The sequence below is a fragment of the Streptomyces sp. NPDC048496 genome (assembly GCF_043200055.1).
Classification (GTDB): Bacteria; Actinomycetota; Actinomycetes; order Streptomycetales; family Streptomycetaceae; genus Streptomyces.
On the sequence record NZ_JBICXB010000002.1, the window covers coordinates 350,617 to 374,909 of the forward strand.

16 protein-coding genes and 2 pseudogenes are annotated in these 24,293 nt (G+C 71.3%); 13 read left to right on the plus strand and 5 right to left on the minus strand.

Translation table 11 applies throughout. From position 1 onward, the window contains the following. Positions 1 to 89: 89 nt before the first annotated feature. The 3 genes and pseudogenes from ACGFSA_RS03785 to era all read left to right on the plus strand — a co-directional run. Positions 90 to 809, plus strand: a pseudogene (locus tag ACGFSA_RS03785) (beta-xylosidase); the annotation flags it as partial. 99 nt (positions 810 to 908) lie between these two features. Then, positions 909 to 1,853, plus strand: a complete 945-nt coding sequence (locus ACGFSA_RS03790) for a WxL protein peptidoglycan domain-containing protein (RefSeq protein ID WP_393299172.1) — start codon at positions 909 to 911, stop codon at positions 1,851 to 1,853. 50 nt (positions 1,854 to 1,903) lie between these two features. After that, positions 1,904 to 2,878, plus strand: coding sequence for a GTPase Era (gene era / locus ACGFSA_RS03795; RefSeq protein ID WP_393299175.1), 975 nt, complete (start codon positions 1,904 to 1,906; stop codon positions 2,876 to 2,878). A 146-nt stretch (positions 2,879 to 3,024) separates the two neighbouring features. Here the strand turns inward: era and ACGFSA_RS03800 are convergent, their stop codons facing one another. Then, a complete protein-coding gene (locus tag ACGFSA_RS03800) occupies positions 3,025 to 3,291 on the minus strand; it encodes a protealysin inhibitor emfourin (protein ID WP_393299178.1) in 267 nt (88 codons plus the stop codon). Between the two features lie 135 nt (positions 3,292 to 3,426). Continuing rightward, complete coding sequence (locus tag ACGFSA_RS03805; protein ID WP_393299180.1) at positions 3,427 to 4,503, minus strand: M4 family metallopeptidase; 1,077 nt, start codon at positions 4,501 to 4,503, stop codon at positions 3,427 to 3,429. Between the two features lie 294 nt (positions 4,504 to 4,797). On the opposite strand from ACGFSA_RS03805, the gene leuA reads away from it, so the two are divergent. From leuA to ACGFSA_RS03840, 7 genes are all read left to right on the plus strand, one after another. Then, complete coding sequence (gene leuA / locus ACGFSA_RS03810; protein WP_393299183.1) at positions 4,798 to 6,585, plus strand: 2-isopropylmalate synthase; 1,788 nt, start codon at positions 4,798 to 4,800, stop codon at positions 6,583 to 6,585. Between the two features lie 165 nt (positions 6,586 to 6,750). Further along, positions 6,751 to 7,455, plus strand: a complete 705-nt coding sequence (locus tag ACGFSA_RS03815) for a TerB family tellurite resistance protein (protein WP_393299186.1) — start codon at positions 6,751 to 6,753, stop codon at positions 7,453 to 7,455. Between the two features lie 161 nt (positions 7,456 to 7,616). Continuing rightward, entirely contained in the window at positions 7,617 to 9,716 is a 2,100-nt protein-coding gene (locus tag ACGFSA_RS03820) for an MMPL family transporter (protein WP_393299189.1), read from the plus strand. A 32-nt stretch (positions 9,717 to 9,748) separates the two neighbouring features. After that, positions 9,749 to 10,966: a sensor histidine kinase gene (locus ACGFSA_RS03825; RefSeq protein WP_393299192.1), complete on the plus strand. Its 1,218-nt coding sequence runs from the start codon at positions 9,749 to 9,751 to the stop codon at positions 10,964 to 10,966. Beyond that, positions 10,963 to 11,646, plus strand: a complete 684-nt coding sequence (locus tag ACGFSA_RS03830; RefSeq protein ID WP_393299195.1) for a response regulator — start codon at positions 10,963 to 10,965, stop codon at positions 11,644 to 11,646. The genes ACGFSA_RS03825 and ACGFSA_RS03830 overlap by 4 nt, the downstream gene beginning before the upstream one ends. 72 nt (positions 11,647 to 11,718) lie before the next feature. Next, on the plus strand, positions 11,719 to 12,465 hold the full coding sequence (recO, locus tag ACGFSA_RS03835) for a DNA repair protein RecO (protein ID WP_037698093.1): 747 nt from the start codon (positions 11,719 to 11,721) through the stop codon (positions 12,463 to 12,465). Between the two features lie 36 nt (positions 12,466 to 12,501). Then, the gene (locus ACGFSA_RS03840) at positions 12,502 to 13,356 is read left to right on the plus strand and encodes an isoprenyl transferase (protein ID WP_393299199.1); all 855 of its coding nucleotides are present in this window, start codon (positions 12,502 to 12,504) and stop codon (positions 13,354 to 13,356) included. 106 nt (positions 13,357 to 13,462) lie between these two features. Here the strand turns inward: ACGFSA_RS03840 and ACGFSA_RS03845 are convergent, their stop codons facing one another. After that, entirely contained in the window at positions 13,463 to 18,202 is a 4,740-nt protein-coding gene (locus ACGFSA_RS03845) for an aminotransferase class I/II-fold pyridoxal phosphate-dependent enzyme (protein ID WP_393299202.1), read from the minus strand. A 293-nt stretch (positions 18,203 to 18,495) separates the two neighbouring features. Further along, positions 18,496 to 18,741: pseudogene (locus tag ACGFSA_RS03850) on the minus strand (TetR family transcriptional regulator); the annotation flags it as partial. 311 nt (positions 18,742 to 19,052) lie between these two features. Here ACGFSA_RS03850 and ACGFSA_RS03855 point away from each other — a divergent pair. The 3 genes from ACGFSA_RS03855 to ACGFSA_RS03865 all read left to right on the plus strand — a co-directional run bounded on the left by ACGFSA_RS03855 (position 19,053) and on the right by ACGFSA_RS03865 (position 23,587). Beyond that, positions 19,053 to 21,326: an MMPL family transporter gene (locus tag ACGFSA_RS03855; RefSeq protein WP_393299205.1), complete on the plus strand. Its 2,274-nt coding sequence runs from the start codon at positions 19,053 to 19,055 to the stop codon at positions 21,324 to 21,326. After that, the gene (locus tag ACGFSA_RS03860) at positions 21,323 to 22,333 is read left to right on the plus strand and encodes a hypothetical protein (RefSeq protein ID WP_393299208.1); all 1,011 of its coding nucleotides are present in this window, start codon (positions 21,323 to 21,325) and stop codon (positions 22,331 to 22,333) included. Before ACGFSA_RS03855 ends, ACGFSA_RS03860 begins: the two co-directional genes overlap by 4 nt. 288 nt (positions 22,334 to 22,621) lie before the next feature. After that, positions 22,622 to 23,587 (plus strand): IclR family transcriptional regulator, encoded by a 966-nt coding sequence (locus tag ACGFSA_RS03865; protein ID WP_393299211.1) that lies wholly within the window; start codon positions 22,622 to 22,624, stop codon positions 23,585 to 23,587. 267 nt (positions 23,588 to 23,854) lie between these two features. Here the strand turns inward: ACGFSA_RS03865 and ACGFSA_RS03870 are convergent, their stop codons facing one another. Continuing rightward, on the minus strand, positions 23,855 to 24,292 hold the full coding sequence (locus tag ACGFSA_RS03870) for a Fur family transcriptional regulator (RefSeq protein ID WP_393299214.1): 438 nt from the start codon (positions 24,290 to 24,292) through the stop codon (positions 23,855 to 23,857). Position 24,293 lies beyond the last annotated feature (1 nt).

Consider the following 24,293-nt stretch of genomic DNA (forward strand, 5'->3'; position numbering starts at 1 on the left):
ATCAATGGCCCCCTGCCGGCGCAGAAGAGCCTCTGCGCCGCGTCCCGCAGGAGGGGGCTCCATGCGTCCGACCACGCATCCGACCATTCGCCTCCGGCAAGGCGGGCGACCCGGTCACCGTGACCGGATCGAAGTTCACCGCGGGCGCGACCGTCACCCTGGCGGGCCGGGCCGGTGGCACCCAGACCGCGGACAAGGTCACGGTGACGGCCGACAGCCGCGGCGGTTTCACCGGACAGCTCACCGTCAACGATCCGGCGACCACCGGCATCGTCGCGTACGAGGGCTCCGGCTGGGACGCGGACAAGGGCGCGGGCCCGCAGGCGTACACCGTCACCGGCGGCGGGGAGATCCCCGGCGACAGCCAGCGACTCACCTCGTCCGTCAGGGCGGGCACCCTGTCCATGACCCAGGCCGGCGACACCGTCGAGATGTCGGCGGTCGACTTCGGCACGGGCGGTGCCTCCCGCGGCTCCCTGCAGACGGTGACGGTCCAGGACTTCCGCGGCGGGCCCGCGGGCTGGTCCCTGACCGGCAAGGTCACCGACTTCAGCGGCCCCGGTGGTGCGAGGATCGGTGCCTCCGCGCTCGGCTGGACCCCGGTCTGCGCGACAAAGCCCGGGAGCCCGAGCACCTGCGCCGCAGGTTCCGAGGGTTCGGTCGGCAGTGCGGGCGCCACCCTGGCGTCCACCCCGAACGGGGCGTTCACCGGCGGTGAGTTCACCGTCGACGCCCGGCTCGCCCTGGACGTACCGGCGTACACCGCGACCGGCACGTACTCCGGCGTGCTGACGCTCACCCTCACCTGAGCGTCCACCTGAGCGTCGGTCCCCGACCGACCGGTGGGCCGGGCGGCGAACCCGGCCGGCCCACCCCGTCCGTACCGAGCACCCTGGGGGTTCCGCACCGTGCGCAAGCTGTACGTACTCCTCCTGGCCGCCGTCCTGCTGCTGTGCGGCGCACCCGCGGGCCATGCCGCCGACAACGGCGGCTGGTCCGTCTACCCCGCCACCACGAAGTACGGGCAGCGCCCGTACTTCTATCTCTCCGCCGACCCCGGCGCCACCCTCACCGACAAGGTCACTGTCACCAACAAGACCGCCGAGCCGCTGACCTTCCGGCTGTATGCCGCCGACGCCTACAACACCGAACGCGACGGCGGGTTCGCCGTCCGCTCCCCGGACGAGAAGCAGCGTTCCATCGGCGCCTGGGCGAGGACCGGCCGCGACAAGGTCACCGTGAAACCGCACGGCTCCGTCACCGTGCCGGTCACCATCACCCTCCCGGAGACCGCCGAGCCCGGCGACCACCCGGGCGCCCTCGTCGCCCTCGACGAACGCATCGACCCCGCCGACCGGGGAGCCGTCGCCGTCGGCATCCGGAAAGCGGTCGGCGCCCGGATCTATCTCCGGGTGAACGGGCCGGCGATGCCCGCGCTGTCCGTCGACGACGTCACCGTCAAGCACACCCAGCCGCTCGTCCCGGGCACCGGAGAGAGCCGGGCCGTCATCTCGTACACCCTCCACAACCGCGGGAACGTCACCCTCAACCCCAAGGTCGCCCTCAAGGCCCAGGGGCTCTTCGGCCGCACTCTGCTCGCCCGCGACCTGAAGAAGATCCCGTCCGAGCTGCTGCCCCGCCAGGAGGTCCGGCTGACCGAGCAGTGGGCCGACGCGCCGCAGCTGGAATGGGGCGAGATCGAACTGACCGCGAGCGCCCGCGACACCCATGAGTCCGCCGCCGCCCGGTACATCGCACTGCCCTGGCTGATGGCCGCGGTCCTGCTGGTGATCGTCGGCGGCGGTACGGGGATGTGGATACGGGCCCGGCGGAGCCGCATCCGCAGGGCCTGAGACGACAGCAGGCCGCCCGCTGTGCGGCGGGGCCGCCGGGATCGGGGACAATGGGCGCCATGAGCGCTCGACCGAACCCAGAAGCTGCTGCGCAGCAGGCTGAGAACAACGCCCCCCACCGGGCCGGCTTCGCCTGCTTCGTGGGCCGCCCCAACGCGGGCAAGTCCACCCTTACGAACGCTCTGGTCGGCCAGAAGGTGGCGATCACCTCCAACCGGCCCCAGACGACCCGCCACACGGTGCGCGGCATCGTGCACCGCGAGGACGCACAGCTGATCCTGGTCGACACCCCCGGCCTCCACAAGCCGCGCACGCTGCTCGGCGAGCGGCTGAACGACGTCGTGCGGACCACCTGGGCCGAGGTCGACGTCATCGGTTTCTGCCTGCCCGCCGACCAGAAGCTCGGCCCCGGCGACAAGTTCATCGTGAAGGAACTCGCGGGCATCAAGAAGACCCCGAAGATCGCGATCATCACCAAGACCGACCTGGTCGACTCCAAGCAGCTCGCCGAACAGCTGATCGCCGTCTCCCGTCTCGGCGAGGAGCTCGGCTTCGAATGGGCGGAGATCATTCCGGTCTCCGCGGTGAAGGACAGCCAGGTCGACCTTCTCGCTGACCTGATCGCGCCGCTGCTCCCCGAAAGCCCGGCGCTCTACCCGGAGGGCGACCTCACCGACGAGCCCGAGATGGTGATGGTCGCGGAACTGATCCGGGAGGCCGCGCTCGAAGGCGTACGCGACGAGCTGCCGCACTCGATCGCGGTCGTCGTCGAGGAGATGCTGCCGCGCGAGGACCGGCCCGCGGACAAGCCGCTGCTCGACATTCACGCGAACGTGTACATCGAGCGGCCCAGCCAGAAGGGCATCATCATCGGCCCGAAGGGCAAGCGGCTGAAAGAGGTCGGCACGAAGTCGCGCAAGCACATCGAGGCGCTGCTCGGCACGCCGGTCTTCCTGGACCTGCATGTGAAGGTCGCCAAGGACTGGCAGCGCGATCCGAAGCAACTGCGCAAGCTGGGGTTCTGAGCACCGGCGCAGTCGCCCGAAGCCGTTGAGGCCCCCTGGGGCCGAGGGGCGCGAGGGTGGCCGTAGAGGTGGGTTCCGAAGCAGCTGCGCAAGCTGGGGTTCTGAGCGCCGGCGGAGTCCGTAGGCGGGTCAGCCGTGCGTCGATCTCACGCGCCCTCCTTGAGGACGCGTGAGATCAGTGCGCGCTGGGCGTCGGTCAGGTGCGGATCCGCGCAGTGCGCGGTGCGGTCGTCGACCGTGATCCGGTACCGGAAGCCGTCCGGCACCCCGGGCGGTGGGGTGCCGCGGCCCGCCGCGAGTGCGGATTCGGCCAGGGCTTCCCACTCCGCCGCGTCGGTGAGGTCCGAGGTGTCGATCTCGCGGTGGCGGGCGATGCCGGTGAAGCCGCCGGTGCGGGTGACCTGGATCCGCATGGTCGGGCTCCTCTCGCGTTGTTTCCGGGGCTCTGCCCAGGACCCCGCTCCTCAATCGCCGGAGAGGCCTGAATCGCCGGAGAGGCCTGTTTTTGGCCGGGCCCCGGCGATCGAGGACAGGAACCGTGACCGGGCCTACGCGGACGGCACGCCCACCTCCGACCATGCCTTCCGTACCGCTTCCAACTCGTCGCCCTCGCCGAAGCGGTCCCGCGCCGCCTCGACCGTCAGGCGGGCGAAGTCCGTGAACTCCGCGTCTGCGGCCAGGCGGCGGCCCGTGAGGACGTCGAACCAGAGCTGTCCCGCCCGCTCCCACGCGTTGCCGCCGAGTGCCGTGGCCAACAGGTAGAAGGCGCGGTTCGGGATGCCGGAGTTGAGGTGTACACCGCCATTGTCTTCGGTGGTGTGGATGTAGTCCTCCATCGACGCGGGCTGCGGGTCCTTGCCGAGCACATCGTCGTCGTACGCCGTACCGGGCGCCTTCATCGAGCGCAGCGCCTCGCCCCGCACCCGTGGGGCCAGCAGGCCTGCGCCGATCAGCCAGTCCGCCCGGTCGGCGGTCTGGCCCAGTGAGTACTGCTTCACCAGGGAACCGAAGACGTCCGACATGGACTCGTTGAGCGCGCCGGACTGGCCGAAATAGCTCAGGTTGGCCGTGTACTGGGTCAGCCCGTGCGTCAGCTCGTGGGCGATCACATCGATGGCGACGGTGAAGTCGAGGAAGATCTCCCCGTCCCCGTCGCCGAAGACCATCTGCTCGCCGTCGAAGAAGGCGTTGTTGTACTTCTCGTCGTAGTGGACGGAGCCGATCAGCGGCAGCCCGTTGCCGTCGATCGAATGGCGGCCGTACGCCGTGAGCAGCAGTTCGAAGGTGGCGCCGAGTCCCGCGAACGCGCGGTTGACGCTCGCGTCCCTCGTCGGCTCCTCGCCCTCGCCGCGGACCTTGAAGCCCGGCAGCTGCGTGCCGTGGCGGCAGTCGTAGAGCGTGCGCTCAGGCTTGTCGGACAGCTGGTCGGTCGTCGCGGGGCCGGGTGCGGGGGTGACGAGGGTGGCCATCTGGCGGCGGGTGCGCCGGGCGGCGTCGCCCTCCAGGGTGCGGCGGGCCGGACCGGCCAGATCGGGGTCGTCGGCTTGTGACAGCTTGTCGAGTACGTGGGGCGGCACGATCGTGCAGAAGACGGGCTGGAACCCGTGCTGAGGTCGAGGCTGCATGGGTTCGACTGTGGCACTGCGTCATCGTGATGTCACTGTTTGCCATGAGGATTGGACAAATGGAGTGATTGATCACTGTTTACCCGTTACCGACGTCCGGTCCCGCATACTGATACACGACCGACGTCTCGGGCGCCTCTCGGTTAGTCTCGTCGCATCATGCGTTTCGGGCTGCTTCTTCTTAGCTGCCGCGGCGAGGGCCTGTAGTCGTAGGCCGACCCCCTCCCCGCGGAGTCTGGTGTTGCAGCGACACAGTCGGCCGTCCCACCGCTGGACCCCGAGGAGCCGTACGTCATGACCGTCGCGAATCCCGCTCAGACCCCCGCCGAGAACGCCGTCGGCCGGCCCACGCCGATCACCAACGCCACTCAGCTGCAGAAGCCGTCCGGGATGCCGGTCCACAAGTACGGCCGGTACGAGGCCGTCGAGATCCCCGACCGCACCTGGCCGGACAACCGGATCACCGTGGCGCCCCGCTGGCTGTCCACCGACCTGCGTGACGGCAACCAGGCACTGATCGACCCGATGTCCCCGGCCCGCAAGCGTGAGATGTTCGACCTGCTCGTACGCATGGGGTACAAGGAGATCGAGGTCGGCTTCCCGTCCTCCGGCGAGACCGACTTCGCGTTCGTGCGCTCCATCATCGAAGAGGGTGCGATCCCCGAGGACGTGACGATCTCCGTCCTGACCCAGGCCCGCGAAGAGCTGATCGAGCGAACTGTCGAATCACTGGTCGGTGCGCGGCGCGCCACGGTGCACCTGTACAACGCCACCGCTCCCACCTTCCGCCGCGTGGTCTTCCGCGGTTCGAAGGAGCAGGTCAAGCAGATCGCGGTGGACGGCACCCGACTGGTCATGGAGTACGCGGAGAAGATCCTCGGCGACGAGACGATCTTCGGTTACCAGTACAGCCCGGAGATCTTCACCGACACCGAGCTGGACTTCGCCCTGGAGGTCTGCGAGGCCGTCTGTGACGTCTGGCAGCCCGAGGAGGGCCGCGAGATCATCCTCAACCTGCCTGCCACCGTGGAGCGTTCGACGCCGTCCACGCACGCGGACCGGTTCGAGTGGATGTCGCGCAACCTGTCGCGCCGCGAGCACGTCTGCCTGTCGGTCCACCCGCACAACGACCGCGGCACCGCCGTCGCCGCCGCCGAGCTGGCGATCATGGCCGGTGCGGACCGGATCGAAGGCTGCCTGTTCGGCCAGGGCGAGCGCACCGGCAACGTCGACCTGGTGACGCTGGGCATGAACCTGTTCTCGCAGGGCGTCGACCCGCAGATCGACTTCTCGCAGATCGACGAGATCCGCCGCACCAGCGAGTACTGCAATCAGATGGAGGTCCACCCGCGCCACCCCTACGCGGGCGACCTGGTCTACACCGCCTTCTCCGGCTCCCACCAGGACGCCATCAAGAAGGGTTTCGACGCCATGGAGGCCGACGCGGCCGCCCAGGGCAAGACCGTCGACGACATCGAGTGGGCGGTGCCGTACCTGCCGATCGACCCGAAGGACGTCGGCCGCTCGTACGAGGCGGTCATCCGGGTCAACTCGCAGTCGGGCAAGGGCGGAATCGCCTACGTCCTGAAGAACGACCACAAGCTGGACCTGCCGCGCCGGATGCAGATCGAGTTCTCCCGGATCATTCAAGCCAAGACCGACGCCGAGGGCGGCGAGGTCACGCCGACGCAGATCTGGTCCACGTTCCAGGACGAGTACCTGCCCAATCCGGAGAACGCCTGGGGGCGCGTACAGATCCGCTCCGGTCAGACCACGACCGGTTCCGACGGCCAGGACACGATCACCGTCGACGCGACCGTGGACGGCGCGGACACCGTGCTGACCGGTACCGGCAACGGTCCGATCTCCGCGTTCTTCGAAGCGCTGCAGGCCATCGGCATCGACGCCCGCCTGCTGGACTACACCGAGCACACCATGAGCGAGGGCGCGAGCGCCCAGGCCGCCTCGTACATCGAGTGCGCGATCGACGGAAAGGTCCTGTGGGGCATCGGCATCGACGCCAACACCACACGGGCCTCGCTGAAGGCGGTCGTCTCCGCGGTCAACCGCGCGACCCGCTGACCCCGCGCCCGAAAGGGCCGACGGACCCCGCCCACCCGCTCCAGGGGGCGGGGTTCGGCCATCTCCCGACGGTTGTGACGAGCGAGGTGCTGACGTCACATCGCGACTGTGGTTAACATCACGTCAACACGGCAATGTTGCCGGAGCGTTACGGAGGTGTGCGACGTGCGGTCAGCCCTGGGACAACGCGCCATAAAGCTGCGTATCTGCGGCATCCGCACCGTCTGGGACGCCGTCGGTGACGGCGAGTTCTTCTGCCCCGGCTGCGGCGGCGACCGCAACTACCGCCGTCTCACCGGCCGTCGCCGCTTCGCCGTGCTCGGCGTGCCGCTGCTGCGCCGCGGCGCCGTGGGCCCCGTCGTCGAATGCGCCGCCTGCCGGACCCACTTCGGCACCGACGCGCTCGACCACCCCACCACCACCCGGTTCTCCGCGATGCTCCGGGACGCCGTCCACATCGTCGCGCTCGGCGTCCTCGCCGCCGGTGGTACCGCCTCCCGCACCGCGTTGGAGACGGCGGTGGCCACCGTGCGCGGTGCCGGGATCGACGACTGCACCGAGGACCAGCTCTCGACGGTCGTCGAGGTCCTCGCCGCCGACATCGGACACGGCTCCGCGTTCGACGCCGCCGCCGAGGCGTGCGGCGCCGCCCTCGCCATCGAGCTCCACGAGGCGCTGGAACCCCTCGCCCCGCACCTGGCGCCCGGCGGACGCGAGTCGATCCTCCTGCAGGGCGCCAGGATCGCGCTCGCCGACGGCCCGTACGGCCCGGCGGAGCGCGAGGTGCTGACCACGGTCGGCGCCGCGCTGCAGCTCTGCCCGGAGGACACGGCCCGGCTGCTCGCCGCGGCGGCGCGCACCCCCTCGTGACATACACCGCTGCGCACCGTGCCCGTACTCCCGCAGGAGTACGGGCGCCCCTTCGCCCACCCCGGGCGTAGCCGCGAAGTCGGCCCCCAGCGCGACGAATCGGCCCCCGGCGGCCGGGAGTCTGGACACGTACCGGACAACCGGCCGAAGGGGGGCCCGTGATGAGGGCCGTAACAGAAGACAGCGGCACACCGCCCCGGGCGGGCAGCCGGAAACGCATGCTGCCCTGGGCGGTCCTCGCGGTCTGGGTCGCCGTGATCGCGCTCGCCGGGCCCCTGGCGGGCAAGCTCGCCGGCGTACAGACCAACCGGGCCGTCGACTACCTGCCGGCGAGCGCCGACTCCACGCAGGTGGCGAAGATCCAGGACGCGCTGCCCGGCGGGGAGTCCACCGATCTCGTCCTCGTCTACCACCGCGACGGCGGTCTGACCGCCGCCGACCGGGCCACGGCGGACCGGCAGGCCACCGCGCTCGCGGGCGGCCACACACTGACCGGCACCCCCAGGGGCGTCCCCGCCAAGGACGGTACGACACTGATGTACCCGGTCTCCTCGACCGAGCCCGGTCAGGACGACGAGGCCAGGAAGACGTTCGTCGACGAGGTGCGCGACGTCGCGAAGGGCGGCGGCGGGCTGAGCGTCGAGGTGGGCGGCCCTGGGGCGCTGGTCGTCGACTCCCAGGAGGTCTACACGTCGCTGGGCGGACCGCTGCTCTACACGACCGTCGCCGTCGTGGCGATCCTGCTGATCGTCATCTACCGCAGTCCGCTGCTGTGGCTGGTGCCGCTCCTCGTCGCGGGCGTCGCCGACGCGCTGTCCATGGCCGTCGTCTACGGGCTCAACCGGGGCTTCGACGTCACCGTCACCGGCCAGAGCTCCGCCGTGATGACCATCCTCGTCTTCGGTGCGGGCACCGACTACGCGCTGCTGCTCGTCTCCCGCTACCGCGAGGAACTGAGCCGCGCCGCAAGGCCGTACGACGCCATGACCGCCGCCCTGCGCGGCTGCGGACCCGCTGTCCTCGCCTCCTCCGGCACCGTCGCCGCGGGCCTCCTGTGCCTGCTCGCCGCCGACCTCACCAGCAGCCGCGGCATGGGCCCCATCGCCGCTGTCGGCGTGCTCTGTGCGCTGCTCGCCATGCTGACGCTGCTGCCCGCGCTCCTTGTCCTGCTCGGCCGCCGGGTGTTCTGGCCGCTCGTCCCCGCGTACGGCAGCACGCCCGGGCAACGACGTTCACTGTTCGCCGCGATGGGCAGCTCGGCCGGACGCCGGCCCGTCGCCGTACTCGCCTGCGGCGGTGTGCTGCTGGGGGCGCTGGCGCTCGGCGCGTTCAACATGCCCGGAGACCTGAAGCAGGAGGACTCCTTCACCAGCAAGCCGGACTCGATCTCCGCGATGGAGACACTCGCCGCCGCCTACCCCGCGCGGTCCACCCAGCCGATCACCGTGATCGCCCCCACCGACCGGGTGGCCGAGACCATGGCGAAGGCCCGCGCCACCGACGGTGTCGCCGCCGTCGAACGCGGCCGCAGCGGCGGCGGCTGGACCGAACTCTCCGTCGCCGCCACCGACGCCCCCGAGTCCGCGGGCGAACAGGCCACCATCAAGGCCCTGCGCGACGGACTGCACGGCAGCCATGTCGGCGGTCCCAGCGCCCAGCAGATGGACCTGGAGACGGCCGACGCCCGGGACCTGAAGATCGTCGTCCCGCTCGTCCTCCTCTCCGTCCTGCTGATCCTGATCGCCCTGCTGCGCAGCCTCGTCGCCCCGCTGCTGCTCGTCGCCGCGGTCGTCGCCGTCTGGGGCGCCGCCCTCGGCATCGGCGGGCTGGTCTTCGAACCGGTCCTCGGACTGAAGGGCACCGATCCCGGACTGCCGCTGCTTTCCTTCGTCTTCCTGGTGGCGCTCGGCGTCGACTACGGCATCTTCCTGATGCACCGGGTCCGCGAGGAGGCGCTCTCCGGCGCCGAGCCGACCGCTGCCGCACTCACGGCCCTGCGCACCACCGGCGGTGTGATCGCCTCGGCCGGACTGGTGCTCGCGGCCACCTTCGCCGTCCTGACGAACATGCCGATGGTCAGCCTGGTCGAGATGGGCTTCGTCATCGCGGTCGGTGTCCTCCTCGACACCTTCCTCGTCCGCACCTACCTGGTGACCTCGGCGAGCGTGGCACTCCAGCGCACCATCTGGTGGCCGGGGAAGCTCAGCCGGACGCCCGCCGCCCCCGGGCCGCGCGAGCCCGAACTCGTACGGAACCGGTGACGGTGCCCGTGCGCGTACCGGAGGATGGCGGCGTGTCCCGACCCACGCGCCGACGTGAACGCATCCTGGCGGTCGTCAACCGCGATCCCCTGCACGCACCGCACAAGACGCGCACCGACGCCCTCGTCGCGGGGGGCGCCGGTGCGCTCTCCGCCGTCCTCGCCCTCACCACCGACCAGGCGCGGACGCCGGACGGGCTCGGCTGGGTGCTGCTGGTCGCGAGCGCCGTACCGATCGTGTGGCGGCGGCGCAGCCCACTGCTCGTCCTTGTCGCCATGATCCCGATCCTGGTGCTGTACCACGCGCTCGACAACGCGCACTCGGCACCGATGCCGCAGACCTGGATCGCCCTCTACACGGTGGCGGTGACCGGACGGCCCCTGCGCACGCTGCTGACCGGGATCGGCGTGCTCTCCGTCATGGTGACGGTGGTGCTCACCATCAACGCCCATGAAGGCCTGCAGCTGCTGCGGATCTCCGGGTGGATCATCGCCGTGCTGTTCTGCGGCGTCGATGTGCGCATCTACCGCCAGTACGTCGCTTCCGTGCTGGAGCGCGCCGAACGCGCCGAACGGACCCGGGAGGAGGAGGCCCGGCGCCGGGTCGCCGAGGAGCGGCTGCGGATCGCCCGCGACCTGCACGACCTGCTGGCCCACAGCATCACCCTGATCGGCGTCCAGACCTCGGTGGCCTCGCACATCCTGACCGTCGACCCCGACCGGCTCGACCGGCAGGCGGTCGCCCGGTCGCTGGAGGACATCGCCGACACCTGCCGGGAGGCACGCGCCGAACTGCGCACCACCCTGCAGGTGCTGCGCGGCGACGGACACGAGGCGGACGGACCGCTGCCGGACCTGGTGGCGCTGCCCGGTCTCGTGCGAGCCGCGGAGGCCGCCGGGGCCCGGGTCGACCTGGCCGTCCGCACACCGGGCAGCAGGGTGGCCCCGGCGACCGGCGCGGCCGCGTACCGGATCGTGCAGGAGTCGCTGACCAACGCGCTGCGCCATGCCGGACCCGAGGTACGGATCAGGGTGGCCGTCGAACCGGACGGCCGCGGCGCACTGAGCGTCAAGGTCACCGACGACGGCGCGGGACCCCGGGCGAACGGCTCGGCACCCGGGTTCGGCATAGTCGGGATGCGCGAACGCGCACGCAGCACCGGCGGCACGCTGACGGCCGGGCCGGGCCCGGCCGGGGGCTTCGAGGTCGCGGCGGTGCTGCCCTGCCACGAGGGGGAGACCGCACCATGATCCGCGTACTGCTCGCCGACGACCAGACCCTTGTCCGGGCGGCGTTCGCGATGCTCGTCGAGTCGGCGTCCGACATGGAGGTCGTGGCACAGGCGGGCACCGGCCTCGAAGCGGTCGGCCTGGCCCGCACGCACCGGCCCGACATCGTCGTCATGGACATCCGCATGCCGGAGCTCGACGGCATCGAGGCGACCCGGCTGATCGCCGCCGACGGGGAGCTCGCCGGGGTGAAGGTGCTGGTCCTGACCACGTACGACACCGACGAGCATGTCGTCGAGGCGCTGCGCGCGGGCGCCTCGGGCTTCCTGGTCAAGGACACCAGGCCCGCCGAACTCCTCGCGGCGATCAGAACGGTGTCGGCGGGCGAGGCCCTGCTCTCGCCCGGCCCGACCGCCCGGCTGATCTCCCGTGTGCTGCGCGGGCCCGAGCTGCCGTTCCGGGGCGCCCCGGGCGGTCCGGACTGCCTCTCGGACCGGGAACGGCAGGTGCTCGGCCTGGTCGCGCGCGGACTCAACAACACCGAGATCGCCGGCACCCTGGGCCTCAGCCCGCTCACCGCCAAGACCCACGTCAGCCGGATCATGGGCAAGCTGGGCGCCCGGGACCGGGCGCAGCTGGTCATCGTGGCGTACGAGTCGGGGCTCGCGGTACCGGCCGGCGGCCCGGCCGACGGAAGCTGAACCGGGGCGCCCGTCGCGGGCGGTCTTCCGGGGCGGGCCCGCTCTGCTGGCCGAGTACAGGACAATGGGCGCATGAGCTTGTTCCGGGACGACGGCGTGGTGCTGCGCACGCAGAAACTGGGCGAGGCCGACCGGATCATCACGATCCTGACCCGCGGCCACGGCCGGGTGCGGGCCGTCGCGCGCGGGGTGCGGCGTACGAAGTCCAAGTTCGGCGCCCGCCTCGAACCGTTCTCCCATGTGGACGTGCAGTTCTTCGCCCGCGGCAGCGAGCTGATCGGCCGCGGACTGCCTCTCTGCACCCAGAGCGAGACCATCGCACCGTACGGGGGCGGCATCGTCACCGACTACGCCCGGTACACCGCGGGCACCGCGATGCTGGAGACCGCCGAGCGCTTCACCGACCACGAGGGCGAGCCCGCGGTCCAGCAGTACCTGCTGCTCGTCGGAGGGCTCCGCACCCTCGCCCGCGGGGAGCACGCCCCGAACCTGATCCTCGACGCCTTCCTGCTGCGTTCCCTCGCGGTCAACGGCTACGCACCCAGCTTCGAGGACTGCGCGAGGTGCGGAATGCCCGGTCCGAACCGGTTCTTCTCCGTCGCGGCGGGCGGCGTCATATGCGGCGACTGCCGGGTGCCCGGCAGCGTCGTACCCTCAGCTGAGGCCGTCGCCCTGCTGAGCGCGCTGCTCACCGGTGACTGGGAGACGGCCGACGCGTGCGAGGCGCGGCATGTCAGGGAGGGGAGCGGGCTGGTGTCCGCCTATCTGCACTGGCATCTGGAGCGCGGACTGCGCTCGCTGCGATACGTAGAGAAGTAACACAGGCACAGCAGGCACAGGGAGACGAGACAGCTCATGGCAGTACGCGGGATCCTCGGCGGCCGTAACCGGCGCGACTACAAGACCCCCGAGCCGCACCCCTCCGGGGCCACGCCCCCGAAGATCCCCGGCGAGCTGGTGCCCAAACACGTCGCCGTCGTCATGGACGGGAACGGCCGCTGGGCCAAGGAGCGGGGTCTCCCGCGCACCGAGGGCCACAGGGTCGGCGAGGGTGTCGTCATGGACGTCCTCAAGGGCTGCATCGAGATGGGCGTCAAGAACCTCTCCCTGTACGCCTTCTCCACCGAGAACTGGAAGCGCTCCCCGGAAGAAGTGAAGTTCCTGATGAACTTCAACCGGGACGTCATCCGCCGCCGCCGCGACGAGATGGACGAACTGGGCATCCGCATCCGCTGGGTGGGCCGGATGCCGAAGCTGTGGAAGTCCGTCGTCCAGGAGCTCCAGGTCGCCCAGGAGCAGACCAAGGACAACGACAGGATGACGCTGTACTTCTGCGTCAACTACGGCGGCCGGGCCGAGATCGCCGACGCCGCGCAGCGCATCGCGGAGGACGTCGCGGCCGGAAAGCTGGACCCCGCGAAGGTCAACGAGAAGACCTTCGCGAAGTACATCTACTACCCGGACATGCCGGACGTCGACCTCTTCCTGCGCCCCAGCGGCGAGCAGCGCACCTCCAACTACCTGCTCTGGCAGAGCGCGTACGCCGAGATGGTCTTCCAGGATGTGCTGTGGCCGGACTTCGACCGCCGTGACCTGTGGCGGGCCTGCCTGGAGTACGCCCAGCGGGACCGCCGCTTCGGTGGCGCCGTCCCGAACGAGGAACTCCTCGCCATGCGGGGCAAGGACGCGGGCCCCGACACGGCGGTCTGACCCGGGGAGGCGGACCGAGGCACCCGGGTGCCTCGGTCCGCCCGCTCCGTGCGCCGACGAGGACGCCGACGGTTCAGGACGCCGACGGGGTCGGGATGCCGACGGGTCAGGCGAGCTTCGCCAGCTCCTCGGCCATGACCTTCACCGTGTACTCGATCTGCTCCTCGGTGTGCTCGGAGGTGATGAAGAACCGGAGCCGGGCCAGCCGTTCCTCGACCGCCGGGTGCAGGATCGGGTTGGCGCTGATGCCACGCCGGTAGAGCCGGTCGGCGAGCTTGAGGGCCTTCTCCGAGTCGCCCGTGATGCACGGCACGACCGGCGTGCCCCCGCTGGTACCGACGACGATCCCGGCCGCCGCGGAGAGCCGCAGGAACAGGGCCGAGCGCTGGTGGAGCCGGTCGAGTCGCTCGGGCTCCTCCTGGATCACCCGCAGCGCGGCCAGGGAGGCGGCGGTGTTCGGCGGGGTGAGGCCGGCGCTGTAGATGAAGCCGGGGAGGGTGTAGCGGAAGTGCTCGATCAGCTCGTGCCGGCCGGCCACGTAACCGCCGCAGCTCGCCAGTGACTTGGACAGGGTGCCCATCCACACGTCGACGTCGTCGGCGTCGACGCCCCAGTGCCGGCCGATGCCGCCACCGGTCTTGCCCAGCACGCCGATGCTGTGGGCCTCGTCCACCATCAACAGCGCCGCGTGCCGCTGCTTGACGGAGATCAGGGCGGGCAGGTCGGCGATGTCGCCGTCCATGCTGTACACGCCCTCGACCACGATCAGCACCCGGCGGTAGCGGTCGCGCACCTGGTGCAGGATCCGGTCCAGGGCGGCGATGTCGTTGTGCGGGAACGGCTGGCGGCTCGCCCCCGACAGACGGCAGCCCTGGATGATGCTGTCGTGCGCGAGCGCGTCGTGCAGGATCAGGTCCTCGGGGCCCACCAGGTGACCGATGACGGTGACGTTGGTGGCATGGCCGCTGACCAGCGTGACCGCGTCCTGGGCGCCGACGAGGCGGGCGAGGCCCCGGTCGAGTTCCTCGTGCAGCGGACGGTTGCCGGACAGGATGCGGGCGGCCGAGACCGAGCTGCCGTACTGCTTGACCGCCTTGGTCACGGCCTTGACGACGGTCGGGTGGCCGGACAGGCCCAGGTAGTTGTAGCTGGAGAACGAGATCAGCTCGGTGCCCTCGACCCGGGTGACGTCCCGGATCGTGCCCTCGTGCGGAAGGTAGTAGGGGTTGCGGACGCCGAAGCGCTCGTACATGCGTGAGCGTTCGAGCGTGGCGACGACTTCGGGCAGGGCCCTGACATCACCGGTCGCGGTGCGGTCCGGCGCGGGGACGGCCTCGGTGCGGGGCGCGGGCACGGAGGGTACGGCGGGGACCTCGGTGGGTACCGGCATCGGGGCGGGGGTGGTGGGGGCGGTGCCGAGGAGCTCCTGGACCGTCGTGATCAGCTCGCCGACGGTGCTGATCCTCACCACGTCCGAGGCCCGCACGTCGATGTCCGGCCACTGCCTGCGCAGGCCCGCGGCGAGCTCGGCGAGCATGATCGAGTCGAAGCCGAGGTCGGTGGCGAACACGTGCTCCGGCTGCAGGAAGTCCTCGGAGTACGCGCTGACCTTGGCTATCGCGGAGAGCACACGGGACGCCACCACGTCTGCCGGGTCAGCGGTCGCGACCGCCGGGGCGTCGGCCGTGAGGACGTCGGCCGGTGGCACCGGGACGGGGACCGGACGCGCAGCCGCGGTCACGGTCGCCGGCGCATCGTTCGGTACCGGGCCGTCGACCGCGACGGCGCCGACCGCCTGCAGCAGATCGACCTGGGCGTGGAGGAACGAGATAAGGCTGCTCATGCTCGATTCACCGTTCGAGTGGGTGGAGGCGGCGGACGTGTGGTCGATCGTGGAGCCGTACGGCACGGCGGCCGTGGACGCGACGACGACCGGAGCCGGGGCCGTGACGGCGGCCGCAGAGGCCACGGAGGCGGCAGGGGCGACAGAGGCGGTCAGGGCGGCAGGGGCCGGGGTGCCGGGGCGCCGGGCGTCGGTGGTCTCCTTCCGGCCCGTCCCCTTGAGGATCGTGAAGGACGAGGTCTCCAGGGGTGACGGCGGAAGCGACAGCAGCGGCGGGGCGTCCGCCGGGAAGAGCGGGGCGGGATCCACCGGCGCACCCGCCACGGCGAGCCTGCCCAGCGCCGTCAGGAAGGCCCGCGCGCCGTCCGGCCGGCTCGTGGTGAGCGGCAGGACGTCCAGCACCTTGGCACCGGGGGTGCGCCGAGCCATCCGCAGCAGCGAGTCGCCGCCGTAGAGCTGCACCAGGAAACGGGCCCCGGCGTCCGCCACCGACGTGACGGCCTCGCTGAAGCGGACGGGGACGCTGTTGTGCCGGCTCCACAGGTCCCGGATCTCCTCCGGCCGGTCGCACACCCGGCCGCCGACGCCGGAGACGAAGGTACGGGCGGGCGCCACGAGCGGCAGGGCCGCGATGTGATGGGTCACCGCCTCGTCGGCCGCGGCCACCAGCGGCGAGTGGAAGGCGTGCGACACCCGCAGCCGCACCGCGGCCACGCCGCGTTCCGCGCAGCGCTCGCGCAGCCGCTCCACGGCCGCCTCGCCGCCGCTGAACACCAGCTGGTGCTCGTGGTTGTAGCAGGCGGGCCAGACCCCGTCCACGTCGGCAGCGAGCTTCTCCGCCTTCTCGTGCGTCGCCTGAACGGCGAGCATCACGCCGGTTCCGGCCGGTACGGCGGCGGCGAGTGCCGCGCCCCGCCGGGCCATGAACCGGACCGTCTCGTCCGCCGCGATCGCGCCGGCCGCGGCCGCCGCCGGGAACTCGCCGACGCTGTGCCCGACGGTGAGGGAGGGGACGATGCCGCAGGCGGCCAGCAGCTCGGTGGTGGCGACTGCGGTGATGCCGAGCGCGGGCTGGCACAGGTCCGTGACCGTGAGGGCCGCCATCGCCTCGGCGTCGTCGGGCCCGTGCTGCGCCCAGAGCAGGTCGGGCAGTCGCGCGGGGAGCTCCGCCGACGCCTCGGCGGTCAGGGCGGTCAGTTCCTCGGCGCGCCTGGCCGACGCCGGGAAGCGCCGGACCAGGTCGGCGAGCATCCCCGGCTGCTGCGCCCCCTGCCCGGGGAAGGCGAAGGCGATCTTCCGCTCCGCCTCGGGCAGCGGCTTGGCCGCGGCGTGGACGCCGGGGGCCAGCTCGCCGATGGCGCCCTCGTCCAGCCGCCGGGCGGCCAGGTCGAGCCGGTCGAGGAGCTCCTGGCGCGTGGCGGCGGCGAACGACAGCCGGGCGGTGAGCAGCTCGCGGCCGGCCAGGGTGCGGGCCACCGCGGCGGGCCGCGCGGCGGACGCGATGACGGCGTCCCGGATCTCCCGGGCGTGCCGGGCCAGTTGAGGCATCGAACCGGCGGACAGGAGGAACAGACACGGCTCGTCCTCCCGTTCGGGCCGCTCCGGGGCGGGATCGGCCCCGGACTGCGGGAGCGGCGCGCCTTCGAGGACGGCGTGGACGTTCGTGCCGCCGAAGCCGAACGAGCTGACCCCGGCCCGGCGCAGCTCGCCCCGCGGCCACTCCTGCGGCGCGGTGGCCAGGCGCAGCCCCGACTCGTCGAGCCGCAGCTCGGGGCTGGCGCGGTGCTCGGCGGGCTGCGGCGGTACGACACCGTGGTGCAGGGCCAGGGCGGCCCGTACGAGGCCCGCCGCGCCGGCCGCGGAGAGGGTGTGGCCGATGAGGGCCTTGGACGAGGAGACGTAGCAGGGCCGGGTCTGGCCCGCCTCGTCGCGCAGCAGGCGTATCGCCTCCATCTCGGTGCGGTCGCCGACCGGCGTGCCGGTGCCGTGGGCCTCCAGCAGGTCGATCGCCCCGGGGGCCACTCCGGCGTCCCGGTAGGCGGCGCGCAGCGCGGCCAGCTGCCCCTGGGCCTGCGGCGTCATCGGGCCGCCGCCGCGCCCGTCGTTGGCGGTGCCGACGCCGTTCACGACGGCGTATACGCGGTCGCCGGCTGCCAGGGCGTCCGCCAGCGGGCGGAGCACCAGCACACCGCCGCCCTCACCGAGCACGAAGCCGTCCGCCCGCTCGTCGAACGGCCGGCACGCGCCGTCCCGGGAGAGCGCGCCGGCCCGGGAGAAGCCGATCAGCGCGTTGGGTGTGAGGTTGAGGAAGACCCCGCCGACGAGAGCCACCGAGCACCCGCCCGACCGCAGGCTCCGTACCGCCGTGTCCAGTGCCACCAGCGCCGACGAGCAGGCCGCGTCGACGGCGTACGAGGGACCGCCGAGGTCGAACACCTCGCTCACGGCGGCCGGCACCATGTTGCCGATGACACCGGCGATGGAGAACGGTCCCACGGGCACGACCGCCGACCCGGCGGCCTTTTCCAGGCCGGCCAGGAGCTCGGGGTCGTCCTCGCCGACGTGAAACGAACCGTCCGCGAGGAGCCTGGCGTTGATCCGTGCGAAGGCCGCGTCGCGGTAGTCGATCGAGGACACCCCGGCGAACACGCCGGTCGTCGCGCGGTCGAAGGAGCCCCGCTCCCAGCCGGCGTCCTGCAGGGCCTCCCGGGCGAGGTCGACGAAGAGGCGTTGCTGGGGGTCCATGGCCCTCGCCCGGCGCGGTGGCACGCCGTAGTGGGACGGGGCGAACCGGTCGATGGCGGGGAGGAAGGCCACCCGGTCGGTGTACGTACTGTGCGGCTCCCGGAAATCGCCTGGTCTGTGGTACTTGGAGTGATCCCAGCGCGATTCGGGCACCCCTGCGAACTGCGGCTCGGCGTTGAGGGTCATCTGCCAGAACTCGTTGAGGTTCCCGGCGCCGGGAAAGCGGCACGACATGCCGACGATGGCTATACCAGTCACAGCTGCTGATACCCCGATCCGATATTGACGGATTGCATGACGCAGCGTCAGAAGTACACGAAATGACAGATCGTGCCGGGAATTTCGTGAAACGAACAGCCCCGGCAGCCGTGGTGATGGAGCGTCATGATCTGTTCATGCGTCAACTTCGCGCCGCGCTTTCAGGGTTCTGCAGGCGGGGAGGGGCGGCGGCGCACCTTTTCACTCAGCGGAATGAACATGGCTTAAAGGGCGGGGTGTCGATCTGCCGTCGCGTGTGTCCCGCGGGTGTCCGTACGGTATCGCCGCGCCGTCCCGGCTTCCGCGAGCGCGGCCTCGGCGGCGGCGCCGAGGGCGTCGTACGCGTCGACGGTGAGGGCCGTGAGGAGATCGCCGCGATTCGGGAAGTAGCGGTAGGCAACCGACGGTGCCATGCCCAGCTCGCGGGCCACCGCCCGCAGGGACGGCCGCGCAGCCCCCTCCGCCGCGAGCCGGCGCCTGGCCTCCTCCTTGATGGCCGCGCCGGCCTCGGCGCGGGCCCTTTCTCCGGCTCCTCGGATCTCGCTCGTGGCCTCAAGTTTGCCCCGCGGTCGCTGGTTGGATCACTGGTCCACGGTCGGAGCATTGCTCTTGGACCAGTGTTCACTTAATGGCAACACTGATTCATATTCAGATCGGTGCTCTCGAATGGGAGCATCATTCTGACTCGGGTCGGTCCATCGACAGGCGTGTCCTGCGGAGGACGAGCCGTGCTCCTCGACGCAACGCCCAGTACCTCCGCATCCCCCCAGTACCGATGAGGCCCGACAGCGCTCGGCAGAGCCCGGACACGCATCGGACGAACCGTCAGAGAAGAACGAAAGGACCTCCCATGGTGACCACTTCGGTGCCACCCGAAAGCGGTCGGCAGAGCCGACGCGGCCCGTGGTTCACCCTGCTCGCAGGGCTGCTGTTCCTGATCATCACCGGCGCGGCCGGCGCAGGAGTACTCGAAAACCTCAAGTCCGGCGGGTTCGACAACCCCGCCTCCGACTCCGTGGCCGCCGCCTCGGCGCTGGAGCACTCCTTCCCGGAGAGCCAGCCCAACATGGTGGTCATGATCAAGGACGCCAAGGGCGGGGTCGACAGCGCCGAAGCGCGCGCTGCCGCCCGCCGGGTCACCAAGACGATCGGCGACGGCTCCGGCGCCCGGATCGTGGCCTCGTACTTCGCCACCCCCGACCCGTCGCTGCGCACCGACGACGCGGGACTGGTCCTGGTCCGGGTCAACGGTGACGAGAACGAAAGCCTCAAGACCACCAAGAAGCTCCACGAGGACCTGTCCGACCCGGACGGCGACGTGGCGGTGTCCTTCGGCGGCATCAACGCCGTCAACAACGACATGAACACACAGATCGAGAAGGACATCGTCGCCGCGGAGAGCATCGCGATCCCGCTGACGCTGCTGCTGCTCGTTCTCGTGTTCCGCGGCGTGATCGCGGCGCTGCTCCCGCTGCTGCTCGCGCTGCTCACCGTGGTCGGCTCCATGGGCATTCTCAACGTCCTCTCCCGGTTCACCGACGTCTCGGTCTTCGGGGTGAACCTCGTCACCGCGCTCGGCCTCGGTCTCGCGGTCGACTACAGCCTGCTGATCGTCACCCGCTACCGCGAGGAACGCGCCGCCGGCCGCAGCAACGCCGACGCCCTCCGCGTCACCCGCGCGACCGCGGGCCGCACCGTGTTCGTCAGCGGTGGCGTCGTCGGTGCCGCCCTCGCCACGCTGCTGGTCTTCGACCAGTACTTCCTGCGCTCCTTCGCCTTCGCCGGCATCTCGGTGGTCCTGCTGTCCGTCGGTGGCGCCCTCCTGCTGCTGCCGCCGGCCCTCATCCTGCTCGGCGACAGGATCGACGCCCTGGGCTGGGCCCGGCGGACCGCGCCCCGCCCCGCCGCGAACACCACCTGGGGCCGCATCGCCGGTCTCGCGTTCCGCCGGCCGCTGCTGCTCGCCGCGCCCGTCGTCATCCTGCTGATCGGCATCGCACTGCCCTTCGGCCACTCGCAGTTCGGCGTCCCCGACGAGCGGGTGCTGCCGAAGGGCAGCGAGAGCCGGGTCGTGGCCGAGGCGCTGCGCAAGGACTTCGGCACCGGCGACGAGCACGCGCTCAACGTGGTCGCCCGGAACTGGAAGGGCACCGACGCCGACCTCGCGACGTATGCCACCGCCCTGTCCCGGACGGACGAGGTGACCAAGGTCGTCAGCGCCGCGGGCGTCTTCGAGAAGGGCGCCAGGGCCGCTCCCATGCCGGCGGCCCAGGCGGCCCGTTACGACAACGGCACTGCGACCTGGCTCCAGGTCCAGACGGACGTGGCCCCGTACTCCTCCGAGGGATCCCAACTAGCCCGCGACGTACGGGACCTCGACCCCCCGGCCGGCAACCGCGTGCTCGTCGGCGGCCAGGCGGCCCAGGTCACCGACATCAACCAGTCCATCGCCGACAAGCTGCCGATCGCCCTCGTCCTGATCGTGGTCTTCAGCCTCCTGTTCCTGTTCCTGCTCACCGGCAGCGTGGTCCAGCCGGTCAGGGCACTGCTGCTCAACCTGCTCAGCCTGGTCTCGATCCTCGGCGTGACGGTCTGGATCTTCCAGGACGGCAACCTCTCCGACGCCCTCGGCTTCACCCCCTCGCCGCTGGCGGTCTCCATGCCGGTCCTGGTCTTCTGCATCGCCTTCGGACTGTCGATGGACTACGAAGTCTTCCTGATCTCCCGGATCAAGGAGCACTACGAGCGCACCGGCGACCTGGCCACCGCCGTCCGCGACGGCCTCGGCGCGAGCGGGCCGGTGATCACCGCGGCCGCGGCCATCCTCGCGGTCTCCTTCTTCGCGATGCTCACCTCCGGCGTCTCCCTGATCAAGCTGTACGGTGCCGCAACCGGCCTGGCGATCCTCATCGACGCCGTCCTGGTGCGCGGCGCGCTCGTACCGGCGTCGCTGCGGGTCACCGGCCGCATCAGCTGGTGGGCCCCCTCCTGGCTGCGGAGCGTCCACGGCCGCTTCGGCATCCGGGAGTCGGCCGGGGAAACGGCCCCCGCCACCGGCCCGACCACCGGGGCGGACACCGCCGCGGCCGAGGAGCGGCGTCACATGGACGGGGCCAGAGCATGACGAGTCCCGAGAAGGCGACCACGTTCCTGGACCGGCTGAGCGAGGTCGCCACCCAGGCCTCCCGGGCGGCGAACGCGCACAACACCCAGCCCTGGGAGCTCCGCCACGGCACCGACCACGTCGAGGTCGGCTGGCGCGCCGAGGACGCGCTGGGGCCGAGCGACCCGGCCCACCGCGACCTGCGGCTGTCGCTGGGCACGTACGTGGAGAGCCTGCTCATCGCCGCGGCCGAGAAGGGCATCGCCGTCGGCTTCGAGCTCGACCTCGACACCACGGCCCGGCGCGTGGGACGGCTGCGGCCGGCCGAGTGCCCCTACGACACCGGCTTCCGGGCGTCCGACATCGCCGGCCGCCGGGTCTGGCGCGGCGCCTGGACCCCGCAGCAGATCGACCCGGAGGCGATCGAGGCCGCGCGGGAAACCGCCCGCACGGCAGGCTTCCGAGTGGCCGCGATCAGCACGGCCGCGGCCAGGCCGCTGCTCGTCCGCGCCTACCACTGGTTCTTCGGCGACCCCGCAATCGCCGCCGAACTCATGGCATGGACCCGGCTGAGCCCCCGTCACCCCAAGTACCACCGCGACGGTCTGAACGACGTCACGCTGGTACTGAACCGGGTGGAGCGCTTCCTCATGGGGCTGCTCTTCTCCCCGGCCGTCTACCGGGCGCTGCGCCCGCTGGGGCTGCCGCGTCTCCTCACCCCGCTCTCCTCCGGCGCGACCGCCGGTGACGGCGTCGTCCTGGTGATCCTGGGCAAGGGCGAAGACCCGGCCCAGGAGGTGACGGCCGGGCGTCTGGTCACCCGCCTCTGGCTGGACCTCTTCCGGCAGGGGATCTACGTCCACCCCCAGAGCCATGTCATCGACTGTCCGCACACGGTCGGGGACCTGGCCGCCCTGTGCGGGGCCGAGGACGGCGAACGCCCGCTGGTCTTCTTCAGAGTGGGCATCCCCGCGGTCGACCCCTCCCTGCGCCCCCGGCACCCGCGCCGCGACCTGCCGCCGCAGTGACCCGGCACGGCCGCGTGGCCGGGTTCCGATGCCCCGTCACGCGGCCCGTGCGGCAACCGGGGTGACGGCTGGTCCGGAGACGACCGGCCCCTGGCGATCACCCGCCCGTCGCGCGACGGCGCTCATGCCGTCGCCGCCGGCGGGCGGGTGACGTGGTTGTTCGGGCACTGGCTTCCTCGGTGTCATCGAAGCGACCTTCGCAATTGCTCCCTACCTGTGAAGATCTTGCTCGCTTCATCGGGGGATCGCAGTGCATCAAGATGCAGCAGGCGAAAGCGAGGCCTACGGATGGAAATCCGCAACACCACGGAAAGCCGCTCGGTTGTCGAGCGCGCCTTCAGTGTTCTCGGTGTCTTCAGCGGTCGGGACCACTCGCTGTCGGTGAGCGATATCAGCCGCCTCTCCGGCCTTCCCGTGGCGACGGCACACCGCATGGCGACCAAGCTCGTCTCCCTGAGGGTGCTGGAGCGGGGGGAAGGGGGCAGATACACCATAGGGCTGAGGCTGTGGGAACTGGCCGCGCATGCGCCGCGGCACCGCGCGCTGCGCGCCGCGGCGCTGCCGCACATGCTGCGACTCCACGAGAAGACGAAAGCAACGGTGAATCTCTCGGTCCGCGACGGCGCCGAGGGGATCTGGCTGGAGAGTCTCGGCTGGGGCGGTCCGGTGCGCGTGGCACCGATGACCGTCGGCGACCGGTTCCCCCTGCACACCACGGCCTCGGGAAACGTCCTGCTCGCCTACGCGAGCCCCGACGCGCAGGAGGACATCCTGGCCCGCACGCCGACCCGGCACACGGCAGGGGCAGTGCCCGACCCCCTGGTCCTGCGCAGGATCGTCAGCCAGGTCAGGCGCTCGGGCTACGCCGCAGGCGACTTCCGGACGGAGCGGTGCACCTTCGCGGTCGCCGCCCCGCTGCGGGACCGCGACGGAGCCGTCATCGCGTCCCTGTCCCTGGTGACGGATCCCGCCGGGGCCGGCGGACCGCGATGCGTCGGCCCCTTGCTGGCGACGGCCGTACGCATATCCCGGAAAATCGCCACCGCCCAGGACCGGGAGGGCGGAATTCCGCACCAATGGGCACACGCCCAGGGGGGACGCCCCATTCCGCTCCACACGTTCAGAGGCACGGAGGCGGCCACGGAATCAGATGCGGCATCAGCCATGGGATCGGCCGTTGAACGCGCCGTGGTATCTGCCGTCGGAGCAGTCGGGGAAGGGGGCATGGAAACCACGCTCATCCGCCATCCATGACTGTTCGATCGCCCCAAGACGCAGTGAGAAACAGAGAGAGCCGGAGCGGACCCGGGGCCGCGCAATTCCGGTTCAGACGTTGGAGACAGGTTTCTGTGGACAAGAAGAACCGCACTGTGGTGGTCACCGGCAAGGGCGCGACCACGCCGCTCGGTGGCGACGCACCGGCGGCCACCGCCTCACGCACCGGCGGCCGTCACCACGACGCACGGGTGGGCGGCGCTCCTTCGAGCACCGCCCGCCGGTCCCGCGTACCGCCGGTCCCGTTCAGCTCCCCGTCGCCGTCGCGCACTCCGCGCACGTCCCGAAGATTTCCACCGTGTGGGCCACGTTCACATACCCGTGCTGCGCGGCGATCGTCTCCGCCCACTGCTCCACCGCGGGACCCTCGACCTCGACCGCCTTGCCGCAGACCCGGCACACCAGATGGTGGTGGTGCTCGCCGGTCGAGCAGCGCCGGTAGACGGACTCACCGTCCGTCGTGCGCAGAACGTCCACCTCGCCCGCGTCGGCGAGGGACTGCAGGGTGCGGTAGACGGTGGTCAGTCCGACCGAGTCACCGCGGTGCTTGAGTACGTCGTGCAGCTCCTGGGCGCTGCGGAACTCGTCCACCTCGTCGAGCGCCGCCGCCACCGCGGCCCGCTGCCGGGTCGACCGGCCGCGTACCGGGGCTGCGTTCGTTCCACTGATCGGCGCCGTCGCCACA

What these genes read in the sequence shown, in the direction of transcription:
- era (WP_393299175.1), top strand. Translation starts at nt 1,904, where the DNA reads ATGGGCGCCATGAGCGCTCGACCGAACCCAGAAGCTGCTGCGCAGCAG.
- ACGFSA_RS03800 (WP_393299178.1), bottom strand. Translation starts at nt 3,291, where the DNA reads ATGCGGATCCAGGTCACCCGCACCGGCGGCTTCACCGGCATCGCCCGC.
- ACGFSA_RS03805 (WP_393299180.1), bottom strand. Translation starts at nt 4,503, where the DNA reads ATGCAGCCTCGACCTCAGCACGGGTTCCAGCCCGTCTTCTGCACGATC.
- leuA (WP_393299183.1), top strand. Translation starts at nt 4,798, where the DNA reads ATGACCGTCGCGAATCCCGCTCAGACCCCCGCCGAGAACGCCGTCGGC.
- ACGFSA_RS03820 (WP_393299189.1), top strand. Translation starts at nt 7,617, where the DNA reads ATGAGGGCCGTAACAGAAGACAGCGGCACACCGCCCCGGGCGGGCAGC.
- ACGFSA_RS03830 (WP_393299195.1), top strand. Translation starts at nt 10,963, where the DNA reads ATGATCCGCGTACTGCTCGCCGACGACCAGACCCTTGTCCGGGCGGCG.
- recO (WP_037698093.1), top strand. Translation starts at nt 11,719, where the DNA reads ATGAGCTTGTTCCGGGACGACGGCGTGGTGCTGCGCACGCAGAAACTG.
- ACGFSA_RS03840 (WP_393299199.1), top strand. Translation starts at nt 12,502, where the DNA reads ATGGCAGTACGCGGGATCCTCGGCGGCCGTAACCGGCGCGACTACAAG.
- ACGFSA_RS03855 (WP_393299205.1), top strand. Translation starts at nt 19,053, where the DNA reads ATGGTGACCACTTCGGTGCCACCCGAAAGCGGTCGGCAGAGCCGACGC.
- ACGFSA_RS03860 (WP_393299208.1), top strand. Translation starts at nt 21,323, where the DNA reads ATGACGAGTCCCGAGAAGGCGACCACGTTCCTGGACCGGCTGAGCGAG.
- ACGFSA_RS03865 (WP_393299211.1), top strand. Translation starts at nt 22,622, where the DNA reads ATGGAAATCCGCAACACCACGGAAAGCCGCTCGGTTGTCGAGCGCGCC.